At 41.5% G+C, this 25505-nt stretch carries 20 protein-coding genes and 1 pseudogene; 14 read left to right on the top strand and 7 right to left on the bottom strand.

Annotated features, from left to right (window positions below):
* Positions 1-3: 3 nt before the first annotated feature.
* On the bottom strand, positions 4-1782 hold the full coding sequence (locus tag P20439_RS05055; RefSeq protein ID WP_008465038.1) for a DUF885 family protein: 1779 nt from the start codon (positions 1780-1782) through the stop codon (positions 4-6).
* A gap of 333 nt (positions 1783-2115) precedes the next feature.
* Between P20439_RS05055 and P20439_RS05050 the strand changes: the two genes are divergently transcribed.
* The 12 genes and pseudogenes from P20439_RS05050 (at position 2116) to P20439_RS04995 (ending at position 14669) form a co-directional block, all read left to right on the top strand.
* Entirely contained in the window at positions 2116-3075 is a 960-nt protein-coding gene (locus tag P20439_RS05050; RefSeq protein WP_036932949.1) for a diguanylate cyclase domain-containing protein, read from the top strand.
* A 107-nt stretch (positions 3076-3182) separates the two neighbouring features.
* Entirely contained in the window at positions 3183-3938 is a 756-nt protein-coding gene (gene ubiE, locus P20439_RS05045) for a bifunctional demethylmenaquinone methyltransferase/2-methoxy-6-polyprenyl-1,4-benzoquinol methylase UbiE (RefSeq protein WP_008465035.1), read from the top strand.
* Positions 3939-3950: 12 nt separating this feature from the next.
* Positions 3951-4610, top strand: coding sequence for an SCP2 domain-containing protein (locus P20439_RS05040; protein ID WP_008465033.1), 660 nt, complete (start codon positions 3951-3953; stop codon positions 4608-4610).
* A 17-nt stretch (positions 4611-4627) separates the two neighbouring features.
* A complete protein-coding gene (ubiB, locus tag P20439_RS05035; RefSeq protein ID WP_008465032.1) occupies positions 4628-6229 on the top strand; it encodes a ubiquinone biosynthesis regulatory protein kinase UbiB in 1602 nt (533 codons plus the stop codon).
* 79 nt (positions 6230-6308) lie between these two features.
* Positions 6309-6569, top strand: coding sequence for a Sec-independent protein translocase subunit TatA (gene tatA, locus P20439_RS05030; protein WP_008465030.1), 261 nt, complete (start codon positions 6309-6311; stop codon positions 6567-6569).
* A gap of 5 nt (positions 6570-6574) precedes the next feature.
* Positions 6575-6934 (top strand): Sec-independent protein translocase protein TatB, encoded by a 360-nt coding sequence (gene tatB, locus P20439_RS05025; RefSeq protein WP_008465028.1) that lies wholly within the window; start codon positions 6575-6577, stop codon positions 6932-6934.
* A gap of 18 nt (positions 6935-6952) precedes the next feature.
* Positions 6953-7693, top strand: coding sequence for a twin-arginine translocase subunit TatC (tatC, locus tag P20439_RS05020; RefSeq protein WP_008465026.1), 741 nt, complete (start codon positions 6953-6955; stop codon positions 7691-7693).
* A 1-nt stretch (position 7694) separates the two neighbouring features.
* Entirely contained in the window at positions 7695-8204 is a 510-nt protein-coding gene (locus P20439_RS05015) for a hypothetical protein (protein ID WP_008465024.1), read from the top strand.
* Positions 8204-8989 carry a TatD family hydrolase gene (locus P20439_RS05010; RefSeq protein WP_008465023.1) on the top strand — a complete coding sequence of 262 codons (786 nt, stop codon included), beginning with the start codon at positions 8204-8206 and terminating at the stop codon, positions 8987-8989. Before P20439_RS05015 ends, P20439_RS05010 begins: the two co-directional genes overlap by 1 nt.
* A pseudogene (locus P20439_RS05005) lies at positions 8989-10849 on the top strand (diguanylate cyclase). The gene P20439_RS05010 and the pseudogene P20439_RS05005 overlap by 1 nt, the downstream one beginning before the upstream one ends.
* 12 nt (positions 10850-10861) lie before the next feature.
* Positions 10862-11869: a porphobilinogen synthase gene (hemB, locus tag P20439_RS05000; RefSeq protein ID WP_008108557.1), complete on the top strand. Its 1008-nt coding sequence runs from the start codon at positions 10862-10864 to the stop codon at positions 11867-11869.
* 136 nt (positions 11870-12005) lie between these two features.
* Positions 12006-14669 carry an ExeM/NucH family extracellular endonuclease gene (locus tag P20439_RS04995; RefSeq protein WP_008465017.1) on the top strand — a complete coding sequence of 888 codons (2664 nt, stop codon included), beginning with the start codon at positions 12006-12008 and terminating at the stop codon, positions 14667-14669.
* Between the two features lie 230 nt (positions 14670-14899).
* Here the strand turns inward: P20439_RS04995 and fusA are convergent, their stop codons facing one another.
* The 6 genes from fusA to P20439_RS04965 form a co-directional block, all read right to left on the bottom strand.
* A complete protein-coding gene (gene fusA, locus P20439_RS04990) occupies positions 14900-16984 on the bottom strand; it encodes an elongation factor G (RefSeq protein ID WP_008108561.1) in 2085 nt (694 codons plus the stop codon).
* A 278-nt stretch (positions 16985-17262) separates the two neighbouring features.
* Positions 17263-17922 (bottom strand): 3-oxoacid CoA-transferase subunit B, encoded by a 660-nt coding sequence (locus tag P20439_RS04985; RefSeq protein ID WP_008108563.1) that lies wholly within the window; start codon positions 17920-17922, stop codon positions 17263-17265.
* Between the two features lie 13 nt (positions 17923-17935).
* On the bottom strand, positions 17936-18643 hold the full coding sequence (locus tag P20439_RS04980; RefSeq protein ID WP_008465016.1) for a CoA transferase subunit A: 708 nt from the start codon (positions 18641-18643) through the stop codon (positions 17936-17938).
* 8 nt (positions 18644-18651) lie between these two features.
* Positions 18652-19413 (bottom strand): 3-hydroxybutyrate dehydrogenase, encoded by a 762-nt coding sequence (locus tag P20439_RS04975; RefSeq protein WP_008465014.1) that lies wholly within the window; start codon positions 19411-19413, stop codon positions 18652-18654.
* A gap of 4 nt (positions 19414-19417) precedes the next feature.
* A complete protein-coding gene (locus tag P20439_RS04970) occupies positions 19418-20599 on the bottom strand; it encodes a homoserine O-acetyltransferase (RefSeq protein ID WP_008465012.1) in 1182 nt (393 codons plus the stop codon).
* Positions 20600-20608: 9 nt separating this feature from the next.
* Positions 20609-21910 carry a GntP family permease gene (locus P20439_RS04965; protein ID WP_008465010.1) on the bottom strand — a complete coding sequence of 434 codons (1302 nt, stop codon included), beginning with the start codon at positions 21908-21910 and terminating at the stop codon, positions 20609-20611.
* A 257-nt stretch (positions 21911-22167) separates the two neighbouring features.
* Between P20439_RS04965 and P20439_RS04960 the strand changes: the two genes are divergently transcribed.
* Positions 22168-24456, top strand: coding sequence for a TonB-dependent receptor (locus P20439_RS04960; protein WP_008465008.1), 2289 nt, complete (start codon positions 22168-22170; stop codon positions 24454-24456).
* A gap of 366 nt (positions 24457-24822) precedes the next feature.
* Positions 24823-25485 (top strand): response regulator transcription factor, encoded by a 663-nt coding sequence (locus tag P20439_RS04955; RefSeq protein WP_008108576.1) that lies wholly within the window; start codon positions 24823-24825, stop codon positions 25483-25485.
* The last annotated feature ends 20 nt before the right edge of the window (positions 25486-25505 follow it).

The following is a 25505-nucleotide window of genomic DNA, read 5'->3' as shown; positions in this document are numbered from 1 at the left end:
CTTTTAGCTATCTGTTTTTGCTAACTCCGTTTGTATATACAAGCGTATTTGCTGCTCAAGCACCGACAAAGGTACCGAACCGTGACGCAAAATTTGATGATGGAACTCACGAATATCAAACTGCTGACCTAATGCTTGCTCAGCCTCTGCGCGCAAGCGTTTAATTGTTAACTCACCAATTTTGTAAGACAGCGCTTGAGCTGGCCACGAAATATAACGGTCGGTTTCTGTTTTTACATTGTGTAATGAAAGCGCTGTATTATCGGCCATAAAGTTCATCGCACGTTCTCGGCTCCAGCCATACATGTGCATTCCCGTATCAACCACTAAACGTGCAGCACGCCACATTTCGTAGGTTAAACGACCAAAGTTACTGTACGGGTCTTGATAAAAGCCCGCCTCAACCCCTAAGTACTCTGAATACAACCCCCAGCCCTCACCAAACGCTGATAAATAGGCATCTCGGCGATAGCTAGGTAGGCTTTCAAGTTCTGCATTGAGTGATATTTGTAAATGATGGCCCGGGACAGCTTCGTGCAGTGTTAATGCCTCTAAAGCATAGAGTGGTCGTTTATCTAAAGCGTAAGTATTCACCCAATAAAAACCGGCTTGATCGTCACGGCTCGAACCTGAATAGCGCCCAGTAGTATACTTAGGGGCAATATTGGCAGGCACCGGCGCTACGCCATAAGGTTTACGTGGTAAGGTATGAAATAATTTAGGTAACTGTGCATCCATTTTTTTGGCAATGTACGCGGCCTCTTTTAACAATTGCTCAGGCGTTGTGGCGTAAAATTGCGGATCGGTACGTAAAAAGTGGATAAATTCTGCAAACGTGCCTTTAAAGCCCACCTCTTTAATGACCGCTTCCATCTCACTGCGAATACGTGCCACCTCCGCTAAACCCAGCTCATGGATTTCTTTTGGGGTCATTTGTGTCGTGGTGTAATACTTAGCACGATTTGCATAAAAGGCTTCGCCATTGGGAGTAGACGAAATGCCAATATCGCTGCGTGCGCCTGGTAAATATTCGGTATTAAAAAAAGTTAAGTAACCTTTATAGGCATTAATAACTTGGCCACTAATAATGGCTTTAGCTTGTTGTTGTAACGCTGCAAATTCACTATCACTTAAGCCAGCGGTATTGTTTAAAAATGGCTTATAAAATTCAGATTGTTTTACATCATCAACAATGTAGGCAGTAATAGAATCTTGATAGCCAATTAATACCGCTTTGGGTTGAGTTAAACCAACTTCTAACCCTTTACGCATCCAGCCTATATTTTGTTCAAAAAAGCGCGGCACTTGCTGTAATCGCTTTAGGTAGTTTTGATAATCTTGTGCAGTTTTATAATCCGAGCTATTAACAATAAACGATAGGCTTGAATGAAAGCCATACTCTGACGTTAAAGGCATGTAGTGTGCGTTAAATACATATTCATCAACACTATTTTGCACTTGCGCTCGAATAATACTGTAATTAATTTGATTCTCGTCACTCAGCTTGCTCATATCTATTGCATCTAAATCAGCCAATAACTGGGTGTTTTTTTGATACTGCTGCGCTAGAAAGTCAGCCGATAAGTTAGGTAATAAATAGCCATCAACTCCCTCAGGATTACTATATGGGCTTACATTTTGGCGGTGTTGTACAATATTTTCAGCGGTTTGCGTAAATTGCTGATCGGCATTAATTGTAGTGAGCTGACACGCGCTTAATGAGCACATTAAGGTGACACTTAATAAGGAAAGGCGCATTTTTTTTGAAAGAGATAAATTCATAGTTATTGAGCTTAATGACGTTACAGATGTGGTAAACCTATCTTAGGCTGAATAAATAGCAAATAGATATACGACCAACTGCGAAAAATATACGCCAGCAGTCATTTTATTAACTTGAGTTAATACTTAACAATTAGAGTAATTGCTCAAAAAAACAACGGTTATTGAAATTATAGCGTCATTTTAGCCAACTACGACTCATTTTACTTTTAAATAACGGATATAATGATTATTGTATCTGTGCTTGGAAGCAAATTGCCTCATTGGACGAGTTTTATAAATCAGCATTTATGCGTATTTGGTTGGTATTTGCAAATGATGTTCCATGACTCCATGGCTATAGCACAAGAAAAAATGACAAAAGTATGTATGTTTTTAGAACATCATGTTTTGCCTCCTACCCCCTTAAATTTTCAAGTTGTGTATACATACATTAGTAAAATCCATTTTGCGCTTAATAATGCTATTGATGATGCTATAGATGCCCATCAAAATATTGATGAGCTATTTATTGAGCAACTCTATTTTGAATATTTAAATCAAGGTCATAAAACCGAAGTAGCAATGATTGAAAACGTCAATGGTGTGATCAATTCACTGTCTCAAAATGCACAGCAAACCGAAAAAAAACTTAACGATTTTGCAGGTCATGTTAATGACTGCTTGCATTCTTTAGATGAAAATAATATTGCTAACAGCCGCATCGCCTTAGAAAGGCTTAATGAGCAAACGCAGTTACTGCTCTCGCAACAAGCACAATTTAAACAAGAACTAAGTCAGGCAAAAAAGTTACACGAAGCAACTAAAAAACAACTCAATACCTTGCGCAAACAACATGTGATTGACCCACAAACAGGCTTATACAAACGCCATTATTTAACTAAACAAACACAGTTATGGTTAAAACAAGACAAATCAATCTCAGCAATTGCCATTCAAATTGATAATTTAGAGCATTTTATTGATAATTTTGGCGATGCAATTGGCGAAGTGATTTTAAATAAAGTAGCTAAGCAAGTGCAGAAGTATGTTTCGCAAAGTGGCTTAGCTGGGCGCTCTGCAAAAGACCAATTTATCGTTCTACTTGCTAACATTGAGCCAGAAACAGCTAAGCTGATTGCACAAAAGGTAATAGCTGGGGTTGAAAAGCTACGTTTTATCAGTTCAAAAAGCGATTTAAAACTACCTCCAATTTCTCTCTCTCTAGGGATTACAGAGCAACAACAAGGCGACTTTAACCAGCTGGTTAAAAGTGCCTCAAACGCGGCGTTTAAATCACGCGCATCTCAATAGCTCAGTACACTGTTTACACAATAAATTAGCTGATAAATCATATTCAAATTGCACCCTTGGTGCACAATCAAGTACACTAGTCTTTATTACCACGATAGAGATTAATCATGAACGAGAACCCTGAAAAGACCACGCATTTTGGCTATAAAACTGTTGCCGAAACCGAAAAAGCTTCTATGGTTGCTGATGTATTTCATTCTGTTGCGACAAAGTACGATGTTATGAATGATCTCATGTCTTTTGGTATTCATCGTTTATGGAAACGCCAAACAATTGCTAGTTCAGGCATTCGTAAAGGTCATCATGTATTAGACTTAGCCGGTGGTACTGGCGATTTAACCGCAAAGTTTAGCCAACTTGTTGGCGATACAGGTCAGGTTGTTCTAGGTGATATAAACTCTTCAATGCTAAAGGTAGGCCGTGAAAAACTGCATAACTTAGGCCTTGTCGGTAACATTGATTACGTGCAAATGAATGCTGAAGCGTTGCCATTTCCTGATAATAGTTTTGATTTAATTACGATTGCCTTTGGTCTGCGTAATGTAACCGACCAAAACAAAGCGCTGCGCTCTATGTACCGTATTTTAAAGCCAGGTGGTCGTTTACTGATTCTTGAGTTTTCAAAACCAGAGCAAGAGCTTCTTAGCAAGGCGTATGATTTTTACTCTTTCAACATCTTACCTACTATGGGCAAACTGGTAGCTAACGACAGTGAATCGTACCAATACTTAGCTGAGTCAATTCGTATGCACCCAGATCAAGAAACACTTAAAGGAATGATGGTCGAAGCAGGGTTTGAGCAAGCGACTTATCAAAACCTAACCGGTGGTATTGTTGCCCTTCATCGTGGATTTAAATACTAAGGTTAGTAATTTATGGCGCTTGAAGAACACAATAAAGAACAATCAGCGGCAGGCAGTTTTTTTATGCTACCAAGCTTTGTACTTTCGCTGATTGAGCAAGTATTAAATCAAGCGCTTAAACTCGACCCGAGCATACTCGATAAACTAAAAACGGTAGAACATCAGCGCTTATTAGTTGAGGTTAGAGACTGGCAACAAAAAATAGCCATTACCTATGCCAATCAGCAGCTACATCTTTACACAGCAGTAGACGTTGCAAGCGCTGACTGTATGATCAGTGCCAATATTAATACCTTGCTTACACTTAAAAATCCAGCCATGCTTACTCAGCTTATTCGCCAAGACAAGCTTGATTTACAAGGTGATTTAAACATAGCTCAAAGCTATAGTTCAGCTTTTTCAAGTGTAGATATTGATTGGCCAGAGCAACTAGCAAAGCATATAGGCGACGCGCCTGCACAACAGCTTTATTTGTACTTGAAATCATTTAAGCAGCAAGGTAAAAAAGCAAAATCGCAGCTCGACAGCACTTTTATTAGTGTGTGCCAAGACGAACTGGCAATCACCATTCACCCATTAGAGCTTGAGCAATTTAAACAACAAAATAGAGCACTAAAAGGCCAAGTTGCCGCCATTGAGCAACGTATTAATGCCCTAATTAAAGCCCTTTAACGCACTAAGGATTTTTTGTGTCAACTGCCCGACTGTATTACATAACTAAAACTCTGCTTAGCTACGGACTTGATGAGCTTGTACCTAAACATAAAGTACCTTGGTTTGCTAAAATCGCTCGTGGCAGCTTGTTTTGGTTACGCAATCAACACAAAGATAAACCCCCTGGCTTAAGACTTCGCTTAGCACTGCAACAACTTGGCCCTGTGTGGATAAAGTTTGGCCAAATGCTCTCAACTCGACGCGACTTACTGCCTCATGACATCGCCTTAGAATTAGCCTTTTTACAAGATCAGGTAGAGCCGTTTGAAGGTGAGCTGGCACAGGAAATCATCGAAAAAGCATTAGAAATAGATAATATTAGCGAGTTATTTAGCGAATTCTCACAAACACCTCTGGCATCGGCATCAATTGCTCAAGTGCATACGGCCACCCTTATTGACGCGCAGGGCGATTCGCAAGATGTCGTTATTAAAGTTATTCGTCCTAATATTGAACAGCAAATAAATGCCGACTTAGCCTTAATGGAAAAATTAGCTAAGGTGATTGGTAAGTTAATTAACGAAGCAAGACGCTTACGCCCTGTAGAAGTGGTTAAAGAGTATAAAAAAACATTGCTCGATGAACTCGACTTAATGCGTGAGGGTGCTAATGGCATTCAATTAAAGCGTAACTTTGAAGGCTCAGAATCACTTTATATCCCTACTGTATACAGCGACTATAGCCGCAGTAATGTACTGGTTATGGAGCGTATTTACGGTATCCCAGTGTCAGATACTGAGGCACTGATGGCACAAAACACTAATATGAAGTTATTAGCAGAGCGCGGAGTAGAAGTGTTTTTTACTCAAGTATTTCGCGACAGTTTTTTTCATGCTGACATGCATCCAGGTAATATTTTTGTCTCCCGCGAACACCCGCACAACCCTAAATACATAGGTATTGATTGCGGTATAGTCGGCACACTTAACAAAGAAGATAAACGCTACCTAGCAGAAAACTTTATTGCCTTTTTTAACCGCGACTACCGCCAAGTAGCACAGCTTCACGTAGATTCAGGCTGGGTGCCACCCGATACCAGCATTGAAGAATTTGAGTTTGCTATACGCACCGTGTGCGAACCTATTTTTAATAAGCCACTGGCTGAAATATCATTTGGCCATGTGCTAGTTAACTTATTTAATACCGCACGTCGTTTTAATATGCAGGTTCAACCGCAACTCGTCTTATTACAAAAAACCTTGCTGTATGTTGAAGGCCTTGGCCGCCAGTTATACCCTCAACTAGATTTATGGAAAACAGCAAAACCATTTTTAGAAGACTGGGTTAAACAACAAGTAGGCCCGCTGTCTGTGCTAAAGCAAATGTATGCAAACTTACCGTTTTGGGCAGAAAAAATGCCTGAGCTACCCGATTTAATTTATCAAAATTTAAAGCGAGCACCACACGCTTATGCCCCTGCTACTAAGGTTTCACATAAGCCTTTGGTTTTAGGACTGTTTAGCAGTGCTGCGATGATTGTCTCTGCTTTATTTTATTTACAACACAACTTAATGGCTGCAGGCGCTGTCTTAAGCTGTGCTGTTATTGGTTTTATAGCGGCTTGGCGCCGCGCATAAACTAAGTGCTATTTACCGCTTTGGGCGTATAATCAGCACTTAATCTTACTATTTTATGGCTTAAAAGCAGGAGAGAACCATGGGGTTTGGTGGTATTAGTATTTGGCAATTATTAATTGTACTTGCAATCATCGTACTTTTATTTGGTACAAAAAAACTACGCGGTATGGGTGGTGATTTAGGCGGCGCAGTTAAAGGCTTTAAAAAAGCAATGTCTGATGAACAAAACGCTGAAAAACAAACCAGCGAGAATAAAGCTGAACAAATTCAAAATTCAGCAGAGTCAAAACCTGCCGATGTAAACACAACTGACAAAACCAAAGACAACGACAAGGCTTAACCAACATGGGAATGTGGGAGCTTGTTGTGGTATTTATTGTCGGCTTGGTAGTACTTGGACCAGAGCGCTTACCTGTTGCTATAAGAACAGTAAGCCGTTGGGTTAAAACTGCCAAAGCAATGGCTAACTCAGTAAAAGCTGAGGTGAGTGAAGAGCTGCGTGTTCACGAATTACATGAGAACCTTAAAAAAGCAGAGCAACAAGGCTTAAAAGATTTAAGCCCTGACCTACAAAACTCTGTGTCTGAGCTGCAACAAGCAGCGCAATCAGTTACTCACAGCTATAAAAAAGCCAAAGCCAAGCTACTAATAATCAACAAACAGATGACTCAAAGTGAATATAGCACTCTCTTTTCATACATTTAATACAGGGTATAAAGAACAATGACTGAAGAAGTAAAGTCAGGGTTCGTTGCTCATTTAATTGAATTACGTGACCGATTGATTAAATCGCTATTGAGTATTTTAGTGATTTTTATTGGCTTGGTTTACTTTGCAAACGATATTTATACGTTTGTAGCTGCTCCTTTAGTCGCTCATTTACCCAGCACCGCTACTATGATAGCAACGGATGTCACCGCGCCATTTTTCGCTCCCTTTAAACTTACTTTGTTTGTTGCTTTATTTGCTGCTATTCCTTGGATTTTACATCAAATTTGGGGATTTATAGCCCCCGGTTTATATCAGCACGAAAAGAAAATGCTGATGCCAATATTAGCTTCTAGCATCATCTTATTTTATAGTGGCATAGCTTTTTGTTACTTTGTGGTGCTACCCATTATCTTAGGGTTTTTCACCAGTGTAGGTCCTCAAATGATGACCCTTGCACCGGATATAAGTAGTTACTTAGGCTTTGTACTTAAGCTATTTTTTGCATTTGGTATCGCATTTGAAATCCCTGTGGCAATTATGTTGCTCTGCTGGAGCGGCGCCACTACCACACAAAGTTTAAAAGAAAAGCGCCCTTATATAGTGGTTGGCGTATTTGTAGTGGCAATGTTTTTAACGCCACCGGATGTGCTATCACAAACTCTATTAGCATTGCCCATGCTGCTGTTATTTGAGCTTGGTTTAATTTTAGCTAAATTTTATACCGCAAAACCACAACAAGAATCTGAGGAATAATATGAACAAGCATTTACTTTCTTTACTCGCTTTAGCCAGCGTACCGGCTTTAGCTGCTACTCCTATTAACGAGCAAGCATTACAAGCCTGTAGTTTTATTGAAAACGACTTTAATCGTTTACTATGTTATGACAATACCATTGCAGGAAAGTCATTAACACAACCAGCTCAAAGCCAGCTAAGCAAGTCGGCGCAAACAAATGTAAAAGCTGAAACTCCCGCTGCAACAGCCCCTGTGGCCACCAAAGCAAAAGAGTTTGGTTTAGAGCATAAAAACATTGCGGAAAATAACGAAGAAGCAATTTCATCAACAATCGCTAATGTTGAAAAAGCACCCTATGGTGAGCTAATTATTACTTTAGAGAACAATCAGCAGTGGCGTCAAATTGGCTCAGATAGCTTAAGATTAGACAAAGGCGATACCGTTATTATTAGTCGCGGTGTATTTAATTCTTTTTTACTTAAAAAAGCAGATCAAAACCGCTCAATTCGTGTAAAGCGCACTCAGTAATGCAATACACGTTGATTGATGCTGGCGTAAATTTAACTAATCATCAATTTGATGGTCAGCATCAAGAGGTGCTCGCTAGAGCAAAAGAGGCTGGCGTTAAACATATGCTAATTATTGGCTGCGATATAAGTTCAAGTGAAGAATCATTAGCACTTGCTGCACGCTATGGCCAATATGCTAGCGCAGGTATCCACCCCCATGATGCAAAAACAGCAACCTCTGAACTTGAACAACAACTCACTAAGCTCGCACAAAGTGCGCCGGTTATTGCCATTGGTGAATGCGGCCTAGATTACAATCGCGACTTTTCTCCAAGAGATGTGCAGCGTGCTGTGTTTCGTCGTCAGCTCGCATTAGCCGAAAAGCTAAACCTGCCGGTTTACTTACACGAACGCGATGCCAGTGACGACATGCTCTCTATTTTAAATGAGTTTACTGTACGCGGTGTACTGCACTGTTTTACCGGTGATGCGCAAGCGCTTGCAGGTTACTTAAAACTAGGTCTTTATATTGGTATTACTGGCTGGGTGTGCGATGAGCGACGTGGCAAAGAATTACAACAGCTGATCCCCAGCATCCCAATTGAGCGCTTATTAATTGAAACCGATGCACCCTTTTTAATCCCCCGCACTGTTAAACCTAAACCAAAATCAAGACGTAATGAGCCAGCATTACTTCATTATGTTTGTGATACCCTTGCTCAGCTTTATGGCATCCCTGCATCTGACGTGGCAAAATATACGAGTGAAAACTTTAATCACTTATTTGGATTAGAGAAAAAGTAATGCGAACCTTTTGCGCTTTGCTGGTATTCATTTTGGTGTTTTATGCATCCTGTTTCCCTGCAAGTGCAATCGAGATAAATAGCGAATTTAATTCAAAAAAAATAGAGTCTATTCATTATTCGTTTACTCCTACCTCATTAGAAGATGCACGACAAAGCAATTTACAAGAATGGCTGCTACTTAATGATAAGCCACTTAATTTAGGTCTTGAGTCTCGCCCTGTATGGATTCAATTTAAGATTAAAAATCAGTTAGCGCAGCCGCTAATGCCCTTACTATCACTAGACAACCCTCTTTTAAACGATGTTTACTTTGCTCATTTTATGGAGGATAAGCTACTCACATCAACTCATATTGGTGATACGCATGCACTTTCACAAAGAGTGATAGCGAGCGAGTCTTTGCTAGTCAAACTAACTCTTCCCGCTAACAGTGAAACTACGGTGTACCTTAACGTTAATAATGATGCAGGTATCGGGCTACGCGTCCCCTTAACACTGTGGCAGCAAGACTCACTATTGGCCTATAAAAGTATGGTGAATTTACTTTATGGATTATTAATTGGCTTTGTTTTTTCTTTTAGCAGTGAGTAGTCTGGTCTTATTCGCATTTTCCCGAAAGCATTACTTTGCTTATGCCGGTGTGATTACGCTGATGCTCAGCTTATTTTTAGCTTACTTAGGCGGGTTTGGATTTCGTTATGCGCCCTCCAGCATAGCAAACCTCCAACAGTTAGTGCTGCCTATTTTGCTGATGCTGATCACGGTATCGTTTCTTCCTTTACAACGCCATGTTTGCACAGCTATTGAGTCTAACTTAGTAAAAGGGCAAACAATAATCACCGCACTATACGCATTAATTATTATACTTATTTGGTTACTCCCCACTCCCAGCGTAGCTTTATTTGCTATTTTAAGCATCCCTGTCATTTTAAGTTATCATGTTGCCACAACATTATTTTATCTGCATAAAAATCCCACGAGTCCCAATAAATCTCTACTCATGGCACTTGGGTTCTTTTTAATTGTGGTCATCCATTTTTCCATTGCGTTAACAGGCTTTTATACCGTCACTAGAGCGAGTTTAATGCTTACCTTTTTAGCTTCTTTAGGGTGTTCATTTTGCCTAAGCTATACCGTCATAAAATTATTTATATTACAACGCGATGAGCAAGTAACAGCACAGCAAGCATTAATTGCACAAAGCGCCGCACAAGACGCGTTGTTAAATGAGCGCATTGAATTACAAGAGCGTACCCGCCAAGAACTTGAAAGCCAAGTAGATGAACGCACCTTTGAGTTACAGGTCACACTGAGAGAACTTGAAGATAAAAACCATGAGCTTGAACAACTTAATATGGAAGATGCCCTAACTGGCATTAAAAATAGACGCTTTTTCGATAAAAAACTAATTATGGAAATTCGTCGTTCACGCCGTGAGCAAACGCCATTAAGTATTATTATGCTAGATATCGACAAATTTAAATCAATTAACGATAAATATGGTCACTTAACCGGCGATCAAGTCATCAGAGCGGTGTCTGATACCATTAAACAACAGCTTAAGCGCCCGCTTGATGAAGTAGCGCGTTATGGTGGTGAAGAGTTTGTCATTTTGCTACCTAATACTGATAACCAAGGTGCAATGAACATTGCAGAGCAAACACGCCTAGCAATAGAAAATAAGACCGTGAATGTAGCAGGCACTATTATTGAGTTTACTATTAGTGCCGGTGTTTATACTCAAATTGCCGATGATACCCATAACCCTGAACTATTTACTGATTATGCCGATAAGGCACTTTATTTAGCAAAACAACATGGCCGCAATCAAGTGGTTAATTTTTCAACCCCACAGTAGGAGCGTATACTTATGGCCCAATCTGGACTAGACCTTTTCCCATATACTCGCATGCGTAGAATGCGCCGTAATGATTTCTCTCGTCGCCTTATGGCTGAAAATCAGCTGAGTGTTAATGATCTTATTTATCCTGTTTTTGTTCTTGAAGGTAAAAATCGTCGTGAAAGCATTGAATCTATGCCTGGTATCGAACGTTTATCGATTGATCTGCTGCTTGAAGAAGCCAAAGAGTTAGTTGATTTAGGTGTGCCTGCGCTCGCTATTTTTCCTGTTACCCCAGCAGATAAAAAATCTCTACTCGCTGAAGAAGCCTATAACGATGACGGCTTGGCACAAAGAACTGTACGCGCATTAAAAGAAACCTTCCCAGAGCTTGGCGTGATCACCGATGTTGCACTTGACCCATTCACAGTGCATGGTCAAGACGGCATTATTGATGATGCAGGTTATGTGATTAACGACGTCACTACCGAAATTTTAGTTAAGCAGGCGCTATCACATGCACATGCAGGTGCTGATGTTGTTGCTCCATCAGACATGATGGATGGGCGCATTGGTGCAATTCGTGAAGCTCTTGAAGCCGATGGTTTTATTCATACTCGCATTATGGCCTATTCAGCAAAATATGCGTCAAGCTACTATGGTCCATTTAGAGATGCCGTAGGGTCTGCGGGTAACTTAAAAGGCGCTGACAAAAAAACGTATCAAATGGATCCTGCCAACTCTGATGAAGCAATTCGTGAAGTCGCACTTGACCTTCAAGAAGGCGCCGATATGGTCATGGTTAAGCCAGGTATGCCTTATTTAGATATTGTTCGTCGCGTTAAAGATGAGTTTGGTGTACCAACATTTGCTTATCAAGTAAGTGGCGAATACGCGATGCATAAAGCCGCTATTGATAATGGCTGGCTAAGCGAAGAAGCAACCATAATGGAATCTTTATTAGCATTTAAGCGTGCTGGTGCAGACGGCATTCTGACTTACTTTGCTAAGCAAGCTGCTCGCTATTTAAATAAGTGATAAAAGTATATTGATATAAAAGGGCTTTATTGCCCTTTTTTATATTTATATTATTAACATTCTGTATTCTATTTGTAATCATTTTTCCTTACACTAAGCGTCCCATTTGGGAAACAAATACACGGGAAAAATAATAATGTTAAAAACAAAAATAACGCCATTGGCGCTTGTATTAGCAAGCCTCAGTGCACCCGCTACCGCTAACCTCGTTATATCTGAGTACGTAGAAGGCAGTAGCTATAATAAAGCAGTAGAACTATTTAATAATTCGACAACTCCTTTGTCATTAGATGGCTATACCCTCAGTCTCTATTCAAATGGCAATACAGAGGCAAATAATACCTTCGATTTAACTGGCGAACTTGCTGCAAACAGCACCTACGTTATTGTTAATGGTAATGCCTCAGCAGAGCTAAAAGAAAAAGCTGACCAACTCAGCGCAGTAACAAACTTTAATGGCGATGATGCACTAGTATTGACTCAAGGCTCAGTAATTATTGACAGCTTTGGCCAACGTGGCGTAGACCCTGGTTCATTTTGGTCTGAAGGTGGTGTACAAACACAAAATAAAACATTGCGCCGCAAAGAAACTGAGTTAAACGGACGTAGTGACGCAGATGGCAGTTTTAATCCAAGCGAACAATGGCTGCAATTTGAGCAAGATGACTTTAGTGATTTAGGCATATTTGCAGGAAATTCTTCACCTAATCCAGATCCTGAACCAGAGCCAGAACCTGAAGATCCTTTATTATGTGGCGCTGATAAAACATTAATTAGCAGCATTCAAGGCGAAGGCGCAAGCAGCCCATTGGTTAACACTGTGGTTGAATTTGAAGGCGTTGTGACGGCTGATTTCCAAGCAGATGACCAGCTCAAAGGCTTTTTTGTTAGCTCACTTCGTTATGATGAGGATGCAAACCCACTTACTTCTGAAGGGGTATTTGTTTATTTTACCAATACTGATGTTAATGTTGGCGACCATGTTCGCGTGCAAGGTACTGTTGAAGAATACTTTGATGCCACCCAAATTGGCAATGTAAGTCAAGTTGCTATTTGTGATACTGGTCTTTCAGCTTACCCGACTAAAATCACTTTACCCGTTACCGAGCCCAGTGAATTAGAGGCGTTTGAAGGTATGCTGGTTACCTTAGAGCAGCCACTTATTGTTACTAACAATTATGGTTTAGGTCGCTATGGAGAACTAGAACTTGCCACTGAACGTTTATATCAAGGTACTCAAATTGCACTTCCTGGCGCAGCTGCGAATGCAGTTGAAGCGCAAAATCTAACTAAAAAAATACTCCTCGATGATGGTTCAACTCGCCAAAATCGCGATCCTATCGCTTATCCTGTTCCAGGGTTATCAGCAGAGAATACCCTGCGTACTGGCGATACAGTAAATTCTGTAACAGGTGCGCTAGCTTACAGCTTTAGTACTTATCGCATTCACCCAACGGTAACACCCCAGTTTGTAGCAACCAATCCACGCACTGATGCACCAGAATTAAATCCTGACGCTGATTTACGTGTAGCAAGCTTTAACGTACTTAATTACTTTAATGGTGATGGTCAAGGTGGCGGTTTTCCAACTAGCCGAGGTGCTGATTCAGAAGCTGAGTTAATTCGTCAACAGGCAAAACTGGTCAGTGCTATCAGTGCTATGCAAGCGGATGTCATTGGCTTAATGGAAATTGAAAATGATGGCTTTGGCGAATTTAGTGCTGTTGCAAGCTTGGTAAATGCACTTAATGACGCCGATAGTCAAAATCAATATGCATTCGTAGATTTTGGTGTTGATCAAGTAGGCACCGATGCTATCACTACCGCGCTTATTTACCGTGCTGATAAAGTGCAGCAAGTGGGTAATGCAGCAATCACAACCGACGCGCCTTTCGATTACAGCAACCGTGCACCAATTGCACAAAGCTTTAAGTCTATAGAAACAGAGGAAGTGTTTACTGTTGCCGTAGCTCACCTAAAGTCTAAAGGTGGTTGTAGAAGTGCAACTGGTGGCAACGCTGATCAAAATGACGGCCAAGCATGTTGGAATGAAATTCGAACAACTGGTGCAAATGCATTTGCTGATTGGCTAAATAGCAAACCAACAGGGGTTGATGATGAAGATATTATTCTTGTTGGCGACATGAACGCGTATGCAATGGAAGATCCTATCCGTGCATTTGCTGATAAAGGCCTAAAAAATGTGGTTGCTGAGCTAGATGGCAACACCTTGGGTTATTCTTATAGCTTTTCTGGCCGAGCGGGTAGTTTAGATCATGCCCTAGCAAGTCCGAGTTTATTAAGTAAAGTAGTGAGCGCCAGTGATTGGCATATTAATGCCGATGAGCCTATCTCGCTTGATTATAATGTTGAGTTTAAATCTGACGTTCAGCAATCAAGTTTGTATGCTCAAGGCCCTTACAGAGCCTCAGATCATGACCCTGTTATTGTCGATATTCGCTCAACCGTAATTGCACCACCAGAGCCTGAAGTGCTCACCGGTGAAATTGATAATATTCGCGGCTGGTTTTGGTGGAAAAACTACCGCATTGATATCCCTGAAGGTTATGACGAACTCACCATTAGCCTAGACGGTGGATGGGGCGATGCAAATTTATTTGTTAGTCATAAAAGAAGCCCTACTTTGTTTAAAAATGATTGTGCATCTATAAGCAGAGGAAACGCAGAAAATTGTACATTTACCAACCCAAAAGAAGGTAAATGGAAAGTCCGCGTTAATGGCTTTTTACCCTTTGGTAATGTAAAACTCACTTATAAAGCAATCAAGTACGTAGATTAATATTCATTGCTATCAACATAAAAAAGCCGCACTAGCGGCTTTTTTAATATAAACAATGAAAATACTTGTTTTAAATGAGAAGTTTTTAACGCAGCTAGCGTCTGATTTAATCCCTCAAAATGATTAAGTCTTATTGCGGGCTGGTATTAATAGTATTCACCTGTTTTCAAACTTCAGACAATAAAAAACCCGCAACACGTGCGGGTTTTTTTAAAGAGTTAAAGTGCTAATTACTTAGCTGCATTTTTCTCTTTTTCTGCAGCGATTACAGTGTCAGCTACGTTTTGTGGACATGGTGCGTAGTGTGAGAACTCCATAGAGAACTGACCACGACCAGATGTCATTGTACGTAGTGAACCGATGTAACCAAACATTTCTGATAACGGTACGTCTGCTTTGATGCGAACGCCAGTTAAACCAGCTTCTTGATTGCTAAGCATACCACGACGACGGTTAAGGTCGCCGATTACGTCACCAACGTGATCTTCTGGAGTGAACACATCAACTTTCATGATTGGCTCAAGAAGTTGTGCACCCGCTTTAGGGATCGATTGACGGAAAGCGCCTTTAGCAGCGATTTCGAAAGCAATTGCAGATGAATCCACGGCGTGGAAGCCACCGTCGAAAAGTTCAACTTCAACGTCAAGTACTGGGAAGCCAGCTAAAACACCAGTGCCCATCATTGATTTGAAGCCTTTCTCAACTGCAGGCCAGAATTCTTTAGGTACGTTACCACCAACAACTGATGATTTAAACGTGAAGCCTGAACCCACTTCGCCTGGCTTGATGCGGTAATCAATTTTACCGAACTGACCAGAACCACCTGATTGTTTCTTATGCGTGTAGCTATCTTCGATTTCACGAGTGATAGTTTCACGGTAAGCAACCTGTGGTTGACCAACGATAAGGTCTACACCGTAAGTACGCTTAAGGATATCTACTTTGATATCTAAGTGAAGCTCACCCATACCTTTAAGGATAGTTTCGCCTGAATCTTCATCAGTCTCAACTTGGAAAGATGGATCTTCTGCAACCATTTTACCGATAGCGACACCCATTTTCTCATTACCGCCTTTATCTTTAGGCTGTACAGCAATCGAGATTACTGGAGTTGGGAATACCATTGGCTCAAGTGTTACTGGGTTCTTAGGATCACAAAGAGTGTGACCAGTTTGCACGTTCTTCATACCAACGATAGCGATGATATCGCCCGCTTGTGCTGAAGTAAGCTCTTTACGATCATCTGCTTGCATCTCAACCATACGGCCAACACGCTCAGTTTTACCCGTAAATGCATTAAGGATAGTGTCACCCTTGTTAAGCTTACCAGAGTAGATACGTACGAATGTTAATGCACCAAAACGGTCATCCATGATTTTGAATGCTAACGCTTTGAAAGGCTCGTCTGCAGATACAATTGCATGCTCGCCGTTTTCGTTACCTTCTTCATCCATAAGAGGTTGAGGATCAACTTCTGTAGGAGCAGGTAAGTAGTCAACAACAGCATCAAGGATTAATTGCATGCCTTTGTTTTTGAATGCAGAACCACAGTATGTAGGGAAGAACGCAAGGTCACGAGTACCTTTACGGATACAACGCTTGATATCTTCAACTGAAGGCATTTCACCTTCCATGTACGCTTCCATTAGGTCATCGTCTTGCTCTACAGCAGTTTCAACTAGGAACTCATGGTACTCATCAGTTTTTTCTACCATGTCAGCTGGAACGTCAACAATTGAGTAGTTTTCAGGAAGACCTGTCTCATCCCAAACATATGCTTGTTTGTTTAAAACGTCTACAACACCTACGAATTCGTCTTCAATACCAATTGGTAAAGTCATAACTAATGGAGTAGCACCAAGTACTTTTTGTACTTGCTCAGTTACACGGTAAAAATCAGCACCCATACGGTCTAATTTGTTTACGAAAATAATACGTGCAACGCCTGACTCATTCGCATAGCGCCAGTTAGTTTCTGATTGTGGCTCAACACCACCAGAACCACAGAATACACCCACACCGCCATCTAGTACTTTAAGTGAACGGTAAACTTCAACTGTGAAGTCAACGTGTCCAGGAGTATCGATAACGTTAAAACGGTGATCTTTCCAGAAACAGCTTACTGCCGCAGACTGGATAGTAATACCGCGCTCAGCTTCTTGCTCCATGAAATCGGTAGTAGACTCACCATCATGTGTCTCACCGCTTTTGTGGATTGTACCTGTAAGCTTTAGGATACGCTCAGTAGTTGTGGTTTTACCCGCATCAACGTGCGCGAAAATACCAATGTTTCTGTACTTCGATAAATCTGCCATTAATTTTACTCTTAATAAAGTCGATAAATTATTCGGCGGGAGTATAACATCACTTAAAGCGAACATCACCATAGAAGTCGCTTAAAATGCAATCAATTTATAAAAAACTTGCTTTAAAGATATTTTGAGGTATGAGATGGGCTTAAAAGAGGCATATTATAAACTGTATTTAAACGACTTAAGTCTTTATCAGCGTCATTGTTGAACATCAAAAGCGCAATCGGATGATGACATGAAGCAAACACAATTATTTTGCTCCATGTAAATTGTTAGTAATATTACTCAAAACTCATGGTTTTGACCTTATCGCTAATTACTAAATTACCCGCAGTTTTGGCTTTGATTTCATCAACACTCACCCCTGGTGCGCATTCTAACAAATGAAAAGCACCGTCTTTAATTTCTAACAAAGCCAAATCCGTAATTACCTTATTGATACAGGCAACACCGGTTAGTGGCAGGCTGCATTCACTTAATAGTTTTGACTCACCATGCTTGTTTGCATGGGTCATAGTGCAAATAATATTTTTTGCCCCAGCCACTAAATCCATCGCTCCGCCCATACCTTTAACCAGCTTATTAGGGATCATCCAACTAGCAATGTTGCCATTTTGATCCACTTCAAAAGCACCTAAAACCGTTAAATCAACATGCCCACCGCGGATCATGGCAAAGCTTTCTGCAGAATTAAAAATAGCGGCACCCGTAGCTGCAGTTACCGTTTCTTTCCCCGCGTTGATCATATCCGCATCCACTGAGTCAGCGTGTGGATATGGGCCCATGCCCAATAAGCCATTTTCCGATTGCAGCATGACTTCAATGCCTTTAGGCACATAGTTTGCCACCAGCGTTGGAATACCAATCCCTAAATTAACGTAATACCCATCTTCGAGTTCCATCGCGACACGTTTAGCGATTTGTTCACGTGTTAATGCCATAACTATGTGCTCCTTAAAGCTTTGCCGCTTGCGTTGTGATTTTTTCAATCCGCTTTTCAAATACACCTTTAATAACACGGTCAATATAAATACCGGGCGTATGAATTTGGCTTGGTTCAAGCTCACCTGGCTCAACAATTTCTTCAACTTCGAGCACGGTTATTTTACCTGCGGTTGCGGCCATTGGATTAAAGTTCATCGCTGTATGACGATAAATACAATTTCCATAACGATCCGCTTTCCACGCTTTCACAATAGCAAAATCACCGGTAATACTCGGCTCAAGTAAATAATCACGACCATTAATATTGCGTGTTTCTTTGCCTTCGGCAACCGGCGTACCTACACCTGTTGCCGTATAAAAGGCAGGAATGCCCGCACCACCGGCACGCATTTTTTCAGCTAATGTTCCTTGTGGCGTCAATTCAACATCTAACTCACCACTCAGTAACTGCTGCTCAAATAACGCATTTTCGCCCACATATGAGGCAATCATTTTGCTAATTTGCTTGTCTTCAAGTAACAACCCTAATCCAAAGCCATCAACACCACAGTTGTTCGACACTAAGGTTAAGTCTCGGGTGCCTTGGCGCTTAATCTGTGCAATTAATCCCTCAGGAATACCACATAAACCAAAACCACCAGCAATAATAGTCATCCCATTTTCAAGCCCTGCCATTGCTTCACTGTAGCTTGTTACTACTTTATCAAAACCTGCCATAATAACCCCTATTGTGCTGTCCAGCCGCCATCAATGGCGATCGCTTGAGCGGTAATATTTCGTGCGGCATCTGCCATTAAAAATGTCACGGTATGGTGTATTTCATCAAGCCCTATAAACGCCTTTTTTGGCATGGGTGCTAACATAATCGTGTCGATTACTTGCTGCTCTGAAATGCCATGCTCTTTTGCCTGCGATGCAATTTGCTGTTCAACCAAAGGCGTTTTCACATAAGCGGGGCAAACGGTATTTATAGTGATATTGGCATCCCCTGTTTCAAGCGCCATGGTTTTCGTGAAGCCAATTAAGCCATGCTTTGCTGCAATATAAGCAGACTTATATTTAGAAGCCACCATAGCGTGAATAGAACCAATATTAATGATTCGACCAAAGTTTTGCTCACGCATACGCGGCAATACCGCTTTACTCATCATTGCCGGGCCTACCAACATCACTTGCTGTAAAAGCAGCCACTTATCTGCAGGAAAGTCTTCTAATTTAGCTACATGTTGTATCCCTGCATTATTAATTAATACATCAACAGGTTGCGTAAAGGCGCTAAAAAAGTCTTCAATCGCTTGGCTATCAGCCACATTAAGTGCGTAACCATGAGCATTACCGCCCTGATTAACTATTTTTTGTGCTGCTTGTTGAGCCTGTTGCTCATTAAGGTCGGTAACAATAATAGTATGCCCTGCTCGCGCTAACTGCTCGGCAATATAAAATCCTATTCCACTTGCCGCACCGGTGATTAATACGTTTTGACTCATACTGCTATTCCTCTAAAAACTCACTGATCAACTGTGCTTTAGGCAAGATTGAAAAAATGCCATCCAAATGTCCCCAACCGCCCTCAATTTCAGAAAACTGAACGTCTTTTCCTAGCGTCTTCATTGACTCATATACAGTACGCATATTTTCAGGGCGTAACAGCAGGTCGTTAGTTGCGGGAAGTAACAATGTCTTCGCTGTTACTTTTTTTAATGCTGTGCTTAGGTCTTGCTCCATACCGGCAGTAAATAGTTGCGATGCCCGTACCAAATACAGCACATGGTTTGCATCTTGAGTTTTAGCACGCGCCATAGCACGCTGTGCAAGTGTTTGGCTAAGCTTAGGCAAAGTGCGAATATCTTTAAGTGCACCATCATCATGCACATTAAAATCAGCAAAACTGGCGTTGTAAATAATAGGGTGCATAGCATCTTGGGTAATATTAAGCATGGTAGCAGCGAGTCCATCTAATGGGCGCTCCTTGCCGTAGTAATTACCTTGCTGCCAATTTTTATCTAAACGAATAGGTAGTGCCCATTTTTCTAGCGCAGCCACAGTCCATGCATCCATAGTCGCGGCACCAATAACATGAATGAGGCGCTCAACCTGCTCTGGATAGCGCGTCGCCCACTCTAGCGCCTGAAAAGACCCCATAGATGCGCCCATCACGGCATGTAATTTAGTAATACCTAAGCTCTCTATTAGGCGCTTTTGTACGTTAACAAAATCGGTAATCGTGACTACTGGAAAATCCAAACCGTATGGCTTACCTGTTGCTGGGTTAATTGATGCTGGACCCGTTGTAATTACGTTTGGATCATGCCAATTTGCGTTTACTAAGGTGTCTGAACTGATCACAAAATACTTGTTAGTATCTATGGCTTTTCCTGGGCCAATTAATGCATCCCAATACCCTGCTACCGCGTCATCAGCTGCATATTTACCTGCTGCATGAGAGGTTCCTGAAAAGTAATGAGTGATCAGAATTACATTATCTTTGGCCTTATTAAGCTCACCATAGCTTTCCCAACCAATATCAACCTGCTGCAACGTTGTACCCGAGACGGTGGTAAAGTTTTCTGTGGTGAAATGTTGCTTTTCTACTAGTAACGGCTCTGCTTTATCAGCACCAAATACTGTACTACTAAATAAAACCAGCAATCCTATTATTAATATTGTTTTCATTGCGATTCCTTAAAAAGTGATAAATAAGCTTAGTGCAAGTGCGACCCCAACCAATGGAATAATCACGGTCAGTGCAGCTAATGGCCAATAAGCGCGTTGATGTGTTTCTTTACAAATGGCACGTATGGTTGTAACTACATAGCCATTATGTGGCAGGCTATCTAATGCACCAGAACTAATAGCAACCACTCGATGTAATTGCTCTGGATTAACCCCCATGTCCAAATATCCAGGAGCCACAAGGGGTAATGCAATCGCTTGCCCGCCGGATGCAGACCCCGTTAATCCAGCAATGACGCTCACGGCAACAGCAGCCCCCACCAGCTCATTACCTGGCATATGAGTCATAGCGTCAACAGCAGCAATAAACGCCGGTGATACTTTAGCTACTGCGCCAAACCCGACTACAGCAGCAGTGTTACCTATTGCCACTAAGGCACCGGTCGTACCCATATTGATAGCATTTGCCATGTTATGAAAATACTTATAATTAATGACCACAATACTTAAAACACCGCCAAGCAACGCCACAATTAGCGCGGTTTGCTGTAAAACATCATGCAACATAAATGATAAGAGCAGCACCACCAGCAAAGGAATTACGCCGGTGATTGGGTGGGGGCGTTCACGCTCTAAAATAACCGGATCATCGTCTCTGGCATCAAAGCGTTCACCTTTGGCAACCGCCTTTTTAATCATTTTATTTAGCCAAAAGTAGCCGACTGTCGCCATAAAAATGGCCACCACTAAGCTTACCTCCCATGCAGCATAAGGTGAGGTACCTAAATGCTTTACCGGGATCCAATTTTGAATTTCAGGCGAACCCGCAGAGGTCATAGTGAATGTCACTGAGCCAAACGCTAATGTTGCGGGTATAAAGCGCCGCGGCAAATCGGCGTCTTTAAATAAACTGAGCGCCATCGGGTAAACCGAAAACGCCACAATAAATACACTGACTCCGCCATAAGTCAGCACGGCACAAGCAATCACCACAGCCAGTACCGCATGTTTCATGCCTAGTTTGCCAACAATGTAACTGGCTACGCTGTCTGCTGCGCCTGTATCTTCCATAAATTTACCGAACAACGAGCCCAGTAAAAACATAAAAAACCATGCACTTAAAAACCCAGCAAAGCCATCCATATACGCGTTAATAAAGTTACTGTCGGCAGTCACTGGGAATATAGCCATCCCGCTAGTTAACGCGACCAACAGCGCACAGATTGGCGCGGCAATAAATAAATTGACCCCACGCAAAGTTAAAATTATCAGCAGTATTAAACCGCCTAACAGCCCTATCATGCTCAGCATAGACATTCCTATAATTATTGTTATTACCCAGATGAGGTGACATCGCAGTAAGTACCTTTAAGTGTTACGGTTAATATTAAATAAAGACATAACACTAAGGTACTACACGCTTTAAATTTGGCTTAAAACCAATATAAGTCAAGGTGTTAAAAACATATAGCACTATGGTACTAATTCATTTTTTAACACTATCTTCTACAGTGAATACAGGTGACATGAGCAAAAACATAATTAACTAATAACAACAGGAACACACCATGATAAAGCTCAAACAAAGTATTACACCGGTCACATTAGCCGTTTCGCTCGCCTTATTTAGCGCCAACAGCATCAGTGCTGAACAAGCCGTAGTCGCAAAAAAAGGTGAATTAGAACGCATTGAGGTAACCGCTCGTAAAACCGTTGAAAACTTACAAGAAGTTCCGGTTGCCGTGACTTCAATCGGTGCACAAGAATTAGCAGAAAACGGCATTAGCGTGATGACCGAGGTACAGCAGTTTTCGCCCAACACCACGCTACAATCAAGCCGAGGTACTAACTCTACCATCACTGCGTTTATTCGCGGTGTAGGTCAACAAGACCCGCTTTGGGGTTATGAACCCGGTGTAGGTATTTACATTGATGACGTATATATCGCCCGCCCGCAAGGTGCCGTACTCGACTTATTAGATGTACAACAAATTGAAGTGTTACGCGGTCCGCAAGGTACGCTGTATGGCAAAAACACCATTGGTGGTGCAGTAAAATATGTCACCAAAGAAATGAGCGGTGATGCAACGCTAAATATTCAAGGCACCGTAGGCAGCTACAGTCAAAAAGATTTAAAAGTCACGGGTCAACTGCCGCTTATTGATGAAAAACTCTATGTGGGTTTTGGTTTTGCCACACTCAATAGAGATGGCTATGGTGAATTTTTAACGTCAGCGCTTGATAATCAAGACCGCGAAAACTACAACAAAGATGTTACCGCTGCACGGGTTACGTTAGAGTACACCCCAACCGATGACTTATTCTTTCGCTTCGCGTGGGATAAAACCGATGATGACTCTAACGCCAAAGGCGGGTATCGCTTACTTCCAAGCATATTAACGAATGCACCTGTGCCAGATAGCGTGTATGACTCTTATACTAGTTTACCTACATGGAACAAAGTAGAGCTTGAAGGTATGAGCTTAACTGCTCGCTGGGATATGAGTGCAAACACCAGTATTAAATACGTTGCAGCAACAAGAGAAAGCTATTCACCAACCAATATCGACTTTGATAATACCTCTTTACCTATTTTTGATGTTCCAGCCATTTATGACGATGAACAAACCACGCATGAGTTGCAGCTAAATCACAGTGGCGATGACTACAAATTAGTATCGGGCTTATATTACTATGATGGTGAATCGTGTGGCCAGTTTGAAGCTGTACTGGGTGTGCTTGGTCAAAGCTTAGGGGCGCCAGGCCTTACCCGTGAAGTGAGTGGCTGTAGTAACTCAACTAGTAAAGCAGCATACATACAAGGAAGCTATGACTTTGATGATAAATGGTCAATGACCCTTGGCGCGCGCTATACCAAAGACAGCAAAGAAGCGATTGTAAATAATGGTCTTATTTTTGACATTGTTTACCCTGAATCAGGCTGGGTTCGGGGCTATGTTCGCCCTGAGGGACAATTAGTGCCTACTGTACTTGATGACAGTGAAGACTGGTCACGTTTTACGCCTCGTGCGGGTGTGGAATACCAATACAATAACGACATTATGTTTTTTGCTAGTTACTCACAAGGCTTTAAATCGGGCACATTTAACCCGCGCGCAAGTGGTCCAGAAAAAGCTGCAAATCCTGAAATTGTTGACTCATTCGAGTTAGGTATGAAAAGCGAATGGAATGATAATTTACGCGCAAACTTAACCGTATTCACACTTGCTCATAAAGACCGCCAGTATATTTCGGTATTACCCGGTGACAGTGCTGCCGATTTAAACCAGCGTTTAGGCAATATTGGCGAATCTAAGTCTGATGGCGTTGAATTAGAACTTAGCTATGTTGCAAGCGATGCCCTAACCTTTGACGCGTCAATTGGTTACATCGACAGTAGTTTTGAAAACGTGATTGATACCAATCCAGATACCGGTGAAATATTTGATAAATCAGACCGTTTTAGTGTTTCAAACACCCCAGATCTAACTTTCAACTTGGGCGCTACTTATCGTTTATACACAGAAATGGGCGACTTCGTTATGAACGGTAATTACTATCACCGTGGTGATTACGCACTGTTCGAAGAAGACAGCTTACTGACTCAAGATGCCTACGGTATTCTCAATATGGGCGTAACGTGGTACAGCATTGATGGCCATTGGACCGCAGGTATTTATGGTAAAAACCTAACCGATGAAGAATACATGATTGGCGGTTACCAGTTCGTAGCTCCTGATCCTTCAGATCCAACTAACATCAGCAAATACACGCCAGGCCTTGGTGGCGATAATACCTTAATTGGTTATTACGGCGACCCTCGCACAATATCACTCACTGTGGGCTATCGTTTTTAAAATTTAATATCACTAGGGCCTGTTGACCTTTGCGAATTGAAATTTGTTCAAACTAGGGGCTGTTTTAATCGCGGCGCGAGGTTTGTAACCTAGTGGGCTAAGTAAAAACCGAGCAACAAAGAGTAAATCGCCCCTCGGAAGAACCCGAAGGGCAGCGCCTGTTTGGCATTGATGCTGCGTTATCGCCTATTTATGTGGAGTAACCACATGACATAGGCTCTACCTTGCCTAAATATCAAACAGACTGCTGCAAATTCAACCTTGAAAGGTGAACAGACCCTAGGGTTTGTCTGTTTATCCCCACAGACAAACCTTGTTTCACATCACAAAATCACATATAACTTAATGCATTGGAGACTATTTGAAATGGCTTGTGCTGTGAATACCATAATTGCTGATGACCATCCTTTATTCAGAAGTGCGCTACGTCAAGCGGCAGCGACTTCTGTACCAGAACAATATATAAAAGAAACCAGTGATATCGACGGGTTATTTAGCTTATTAAAATCGCACCCTGAGATAGAGCTGATATTTTTAGATTTAACCATCCCAGGCGCCAATGGTTTACAAGCGCTCTCGCAACTAAGAAATCAATACCCTGATATATTAATTATTATGGTATCGGCTAATGAAACCCCCACGATTATAAAGCAAGCCATGAGCTTAGGTGCTGCTGGGTATATTCCAAAGTCATCATCCCTTGATGTGATCAGTGAAGCCATTGAACATGTACTTAATGGCGACTCTTGGTTGCCACCAGATGTTGATTTAACTGATGTAATCGTTAACGACGAGCAAAGTAGCTTTGCCCGCAACCTTGAAAAACTCACACCACAGCAATACCGTGTACTCGCGATGATAGCCGACGGGCTTTTGAATAAACAAATTGCATTTGAAATGTCGATTCAAGAAACCACCATAAAACAACATGTATCAGCCATTTTGCGTAAACTCAATGTGTATAACCGCACCCAAGCAGGCATTTTATTTAACCAGTTATCACAAGTGGGCAAGTTAGAAACCAGTTAAAAAAGTTTTTAATCAGCTTT

Origin of the sequence: Pseudoalteromonas sp. BSi20439 (assembly GCF_000241165.1) — a bacterium.
Classification (GTDB): Bacteria; Pseudomonadota; Gammaproteobacteria; order Enterobacterales; family Alteromonadaceae; genus Pseudoalteromonas.
This window is presented reverse-complemented; position numbering and strand designations above follow the sequence as displayed.

What these genes read in the sequence shown, in the direction of transcription:
- tatB (WP_008465028.1), top strand. Translation starts at nt 6,575, where the DNA reads ATGGGAATGTGGGAGCTTGTTGTGGTATTTATTGTCGGCTTGGTAGTA.
- P20439_RS04980 (WP_008465016.1), bottom strand. Translation starts at nt 18,643, where the DNA reads ATGGCAGGTTTTGATAAAGTAGTAACAAGCTACAGTGAAGCAATGGCA.
- fusA (WP_008108561.1), bottom strand. Translation starts at nt 16,984, where the DNA reads ATGGCAGATTTATCGAAGTACAGAAACATTGGTATTTTCGCGCACGTT.
- P20439_RS04960 (WP_008465008.1), top strand. Translation starts at nt 22,168, where the DNA reads ATGATAAAGCTCAAACAAAGTATTACACCGGTCACATTAGCCGTTTCG.
- ubiE (WP_008465035.1), top strand. Translation starts at nt 3,183, where the DNA reads ATGAACGAGAACCCTGAAAAGACCACGCATTTTGGCTATAAAACTGTT.
- P20439_RS05015 (WP_008465024.1), top strand. Translation starts at nt 7,695, where the DNA reads ATGAACAAGCATTTACTTTCTTTACTCGCTTTAGCCAGCGTACCGGCT.
- P20439_RS04970 (WP_008465012.1), bottom strand. Translation starts at nt 20,599, where the DNA reads ATGAAAACAATATTAATAATAGGATTGCTGGTTTTATTTAGTAGTACA.
- P20439_RS04995 (WP_008465017.1), top strand. Translation starts at nt 12,006, where the DNA reads ATGTTAAAAACAAAAATAACGCCATTGGCGCTTGTATTAGCAAGCCTC.
- P20439_RS04985 (WP_008108563.1), bottom strand. Translation starts at nt 17,922, where the DNA reads ATGGCATTAACACGTGAACAAATCGCTAAACGTGTCGCGATGGAACTC.
- P20439_RS05040 (WP_008465033.1), top strand. Translation starts at nt 3,951, where the DNA reads ATGGCGCTTGAAGAACACAATAAAGAACAATCAGCGGCAGGCAGTTTT.
- P20439_RS04955 (WP_008108576.1), top strand. Translation starts at nt 24,823, where the DNA reads ATGGCTTGTGCTGTGAATACCATAATTGCTGATGACCATCCTTTATTC.
- P20439_RS04965 (WP_008465010.1), bottom strand. Translation starts at nt 21,910, where the DNA reads ATGCTGAGCATGATAGGGCTGTTAGGCGGTTTAATACTGCTGATAATT.
- P20439_RS04975 (WP_008465014.1), bottom strand. Translation starts at nt 19,413, where the DNA reads ATGAGTCAAAACGTATTAATCACCGGTGCGGCAAGTGGAATAGGATTT.
- P20439_RS05055 (WP_008465038.1), bottom strand. Translation starts at nt 1,782, where the DNA reads ATGAATTTATCTCTTTCAAAAAAAATGCGCCTTTCCTTATTAAGTGTC.
- P20439_RS05010 (WP_008465023.1), top strand. Translation starts at nt 8,204, where the DNA reads ATGCAATACACGTTGATTGATGCTGGCGTAAATTTAACTAATCATCAA.
- P20439_RS05050 (WP_036932949.1), top strand. Translation starts at nt 2,116, where the DNA reads ATGGCTATAGCACAAGAAAAAATGACAAAAGTATGTATGTTTTTAGAA.
- hemB (WP_008108557.1), top strand. Translation starts at nt 10,862, where the DNA reads ATGGCCCAATCTGGACTAGACCTTTTCCCATATACTCGCATGCGTAGA.
- tatA (WP_008465030.1), top strand. Translation starts at nt 6,309, where the DNA reads ATGGGGTTTGGTGGTATTAGTATTTGGCAATTATTAATTGTACTTGCA.
- tatC (WP_008465026.1), top strand. Translation starts at nt 6,953, where the DNA reads ATGACTGAAGAAGTAAAGTCAGGGTTCGTTGCTCATTTAATTGAATTA.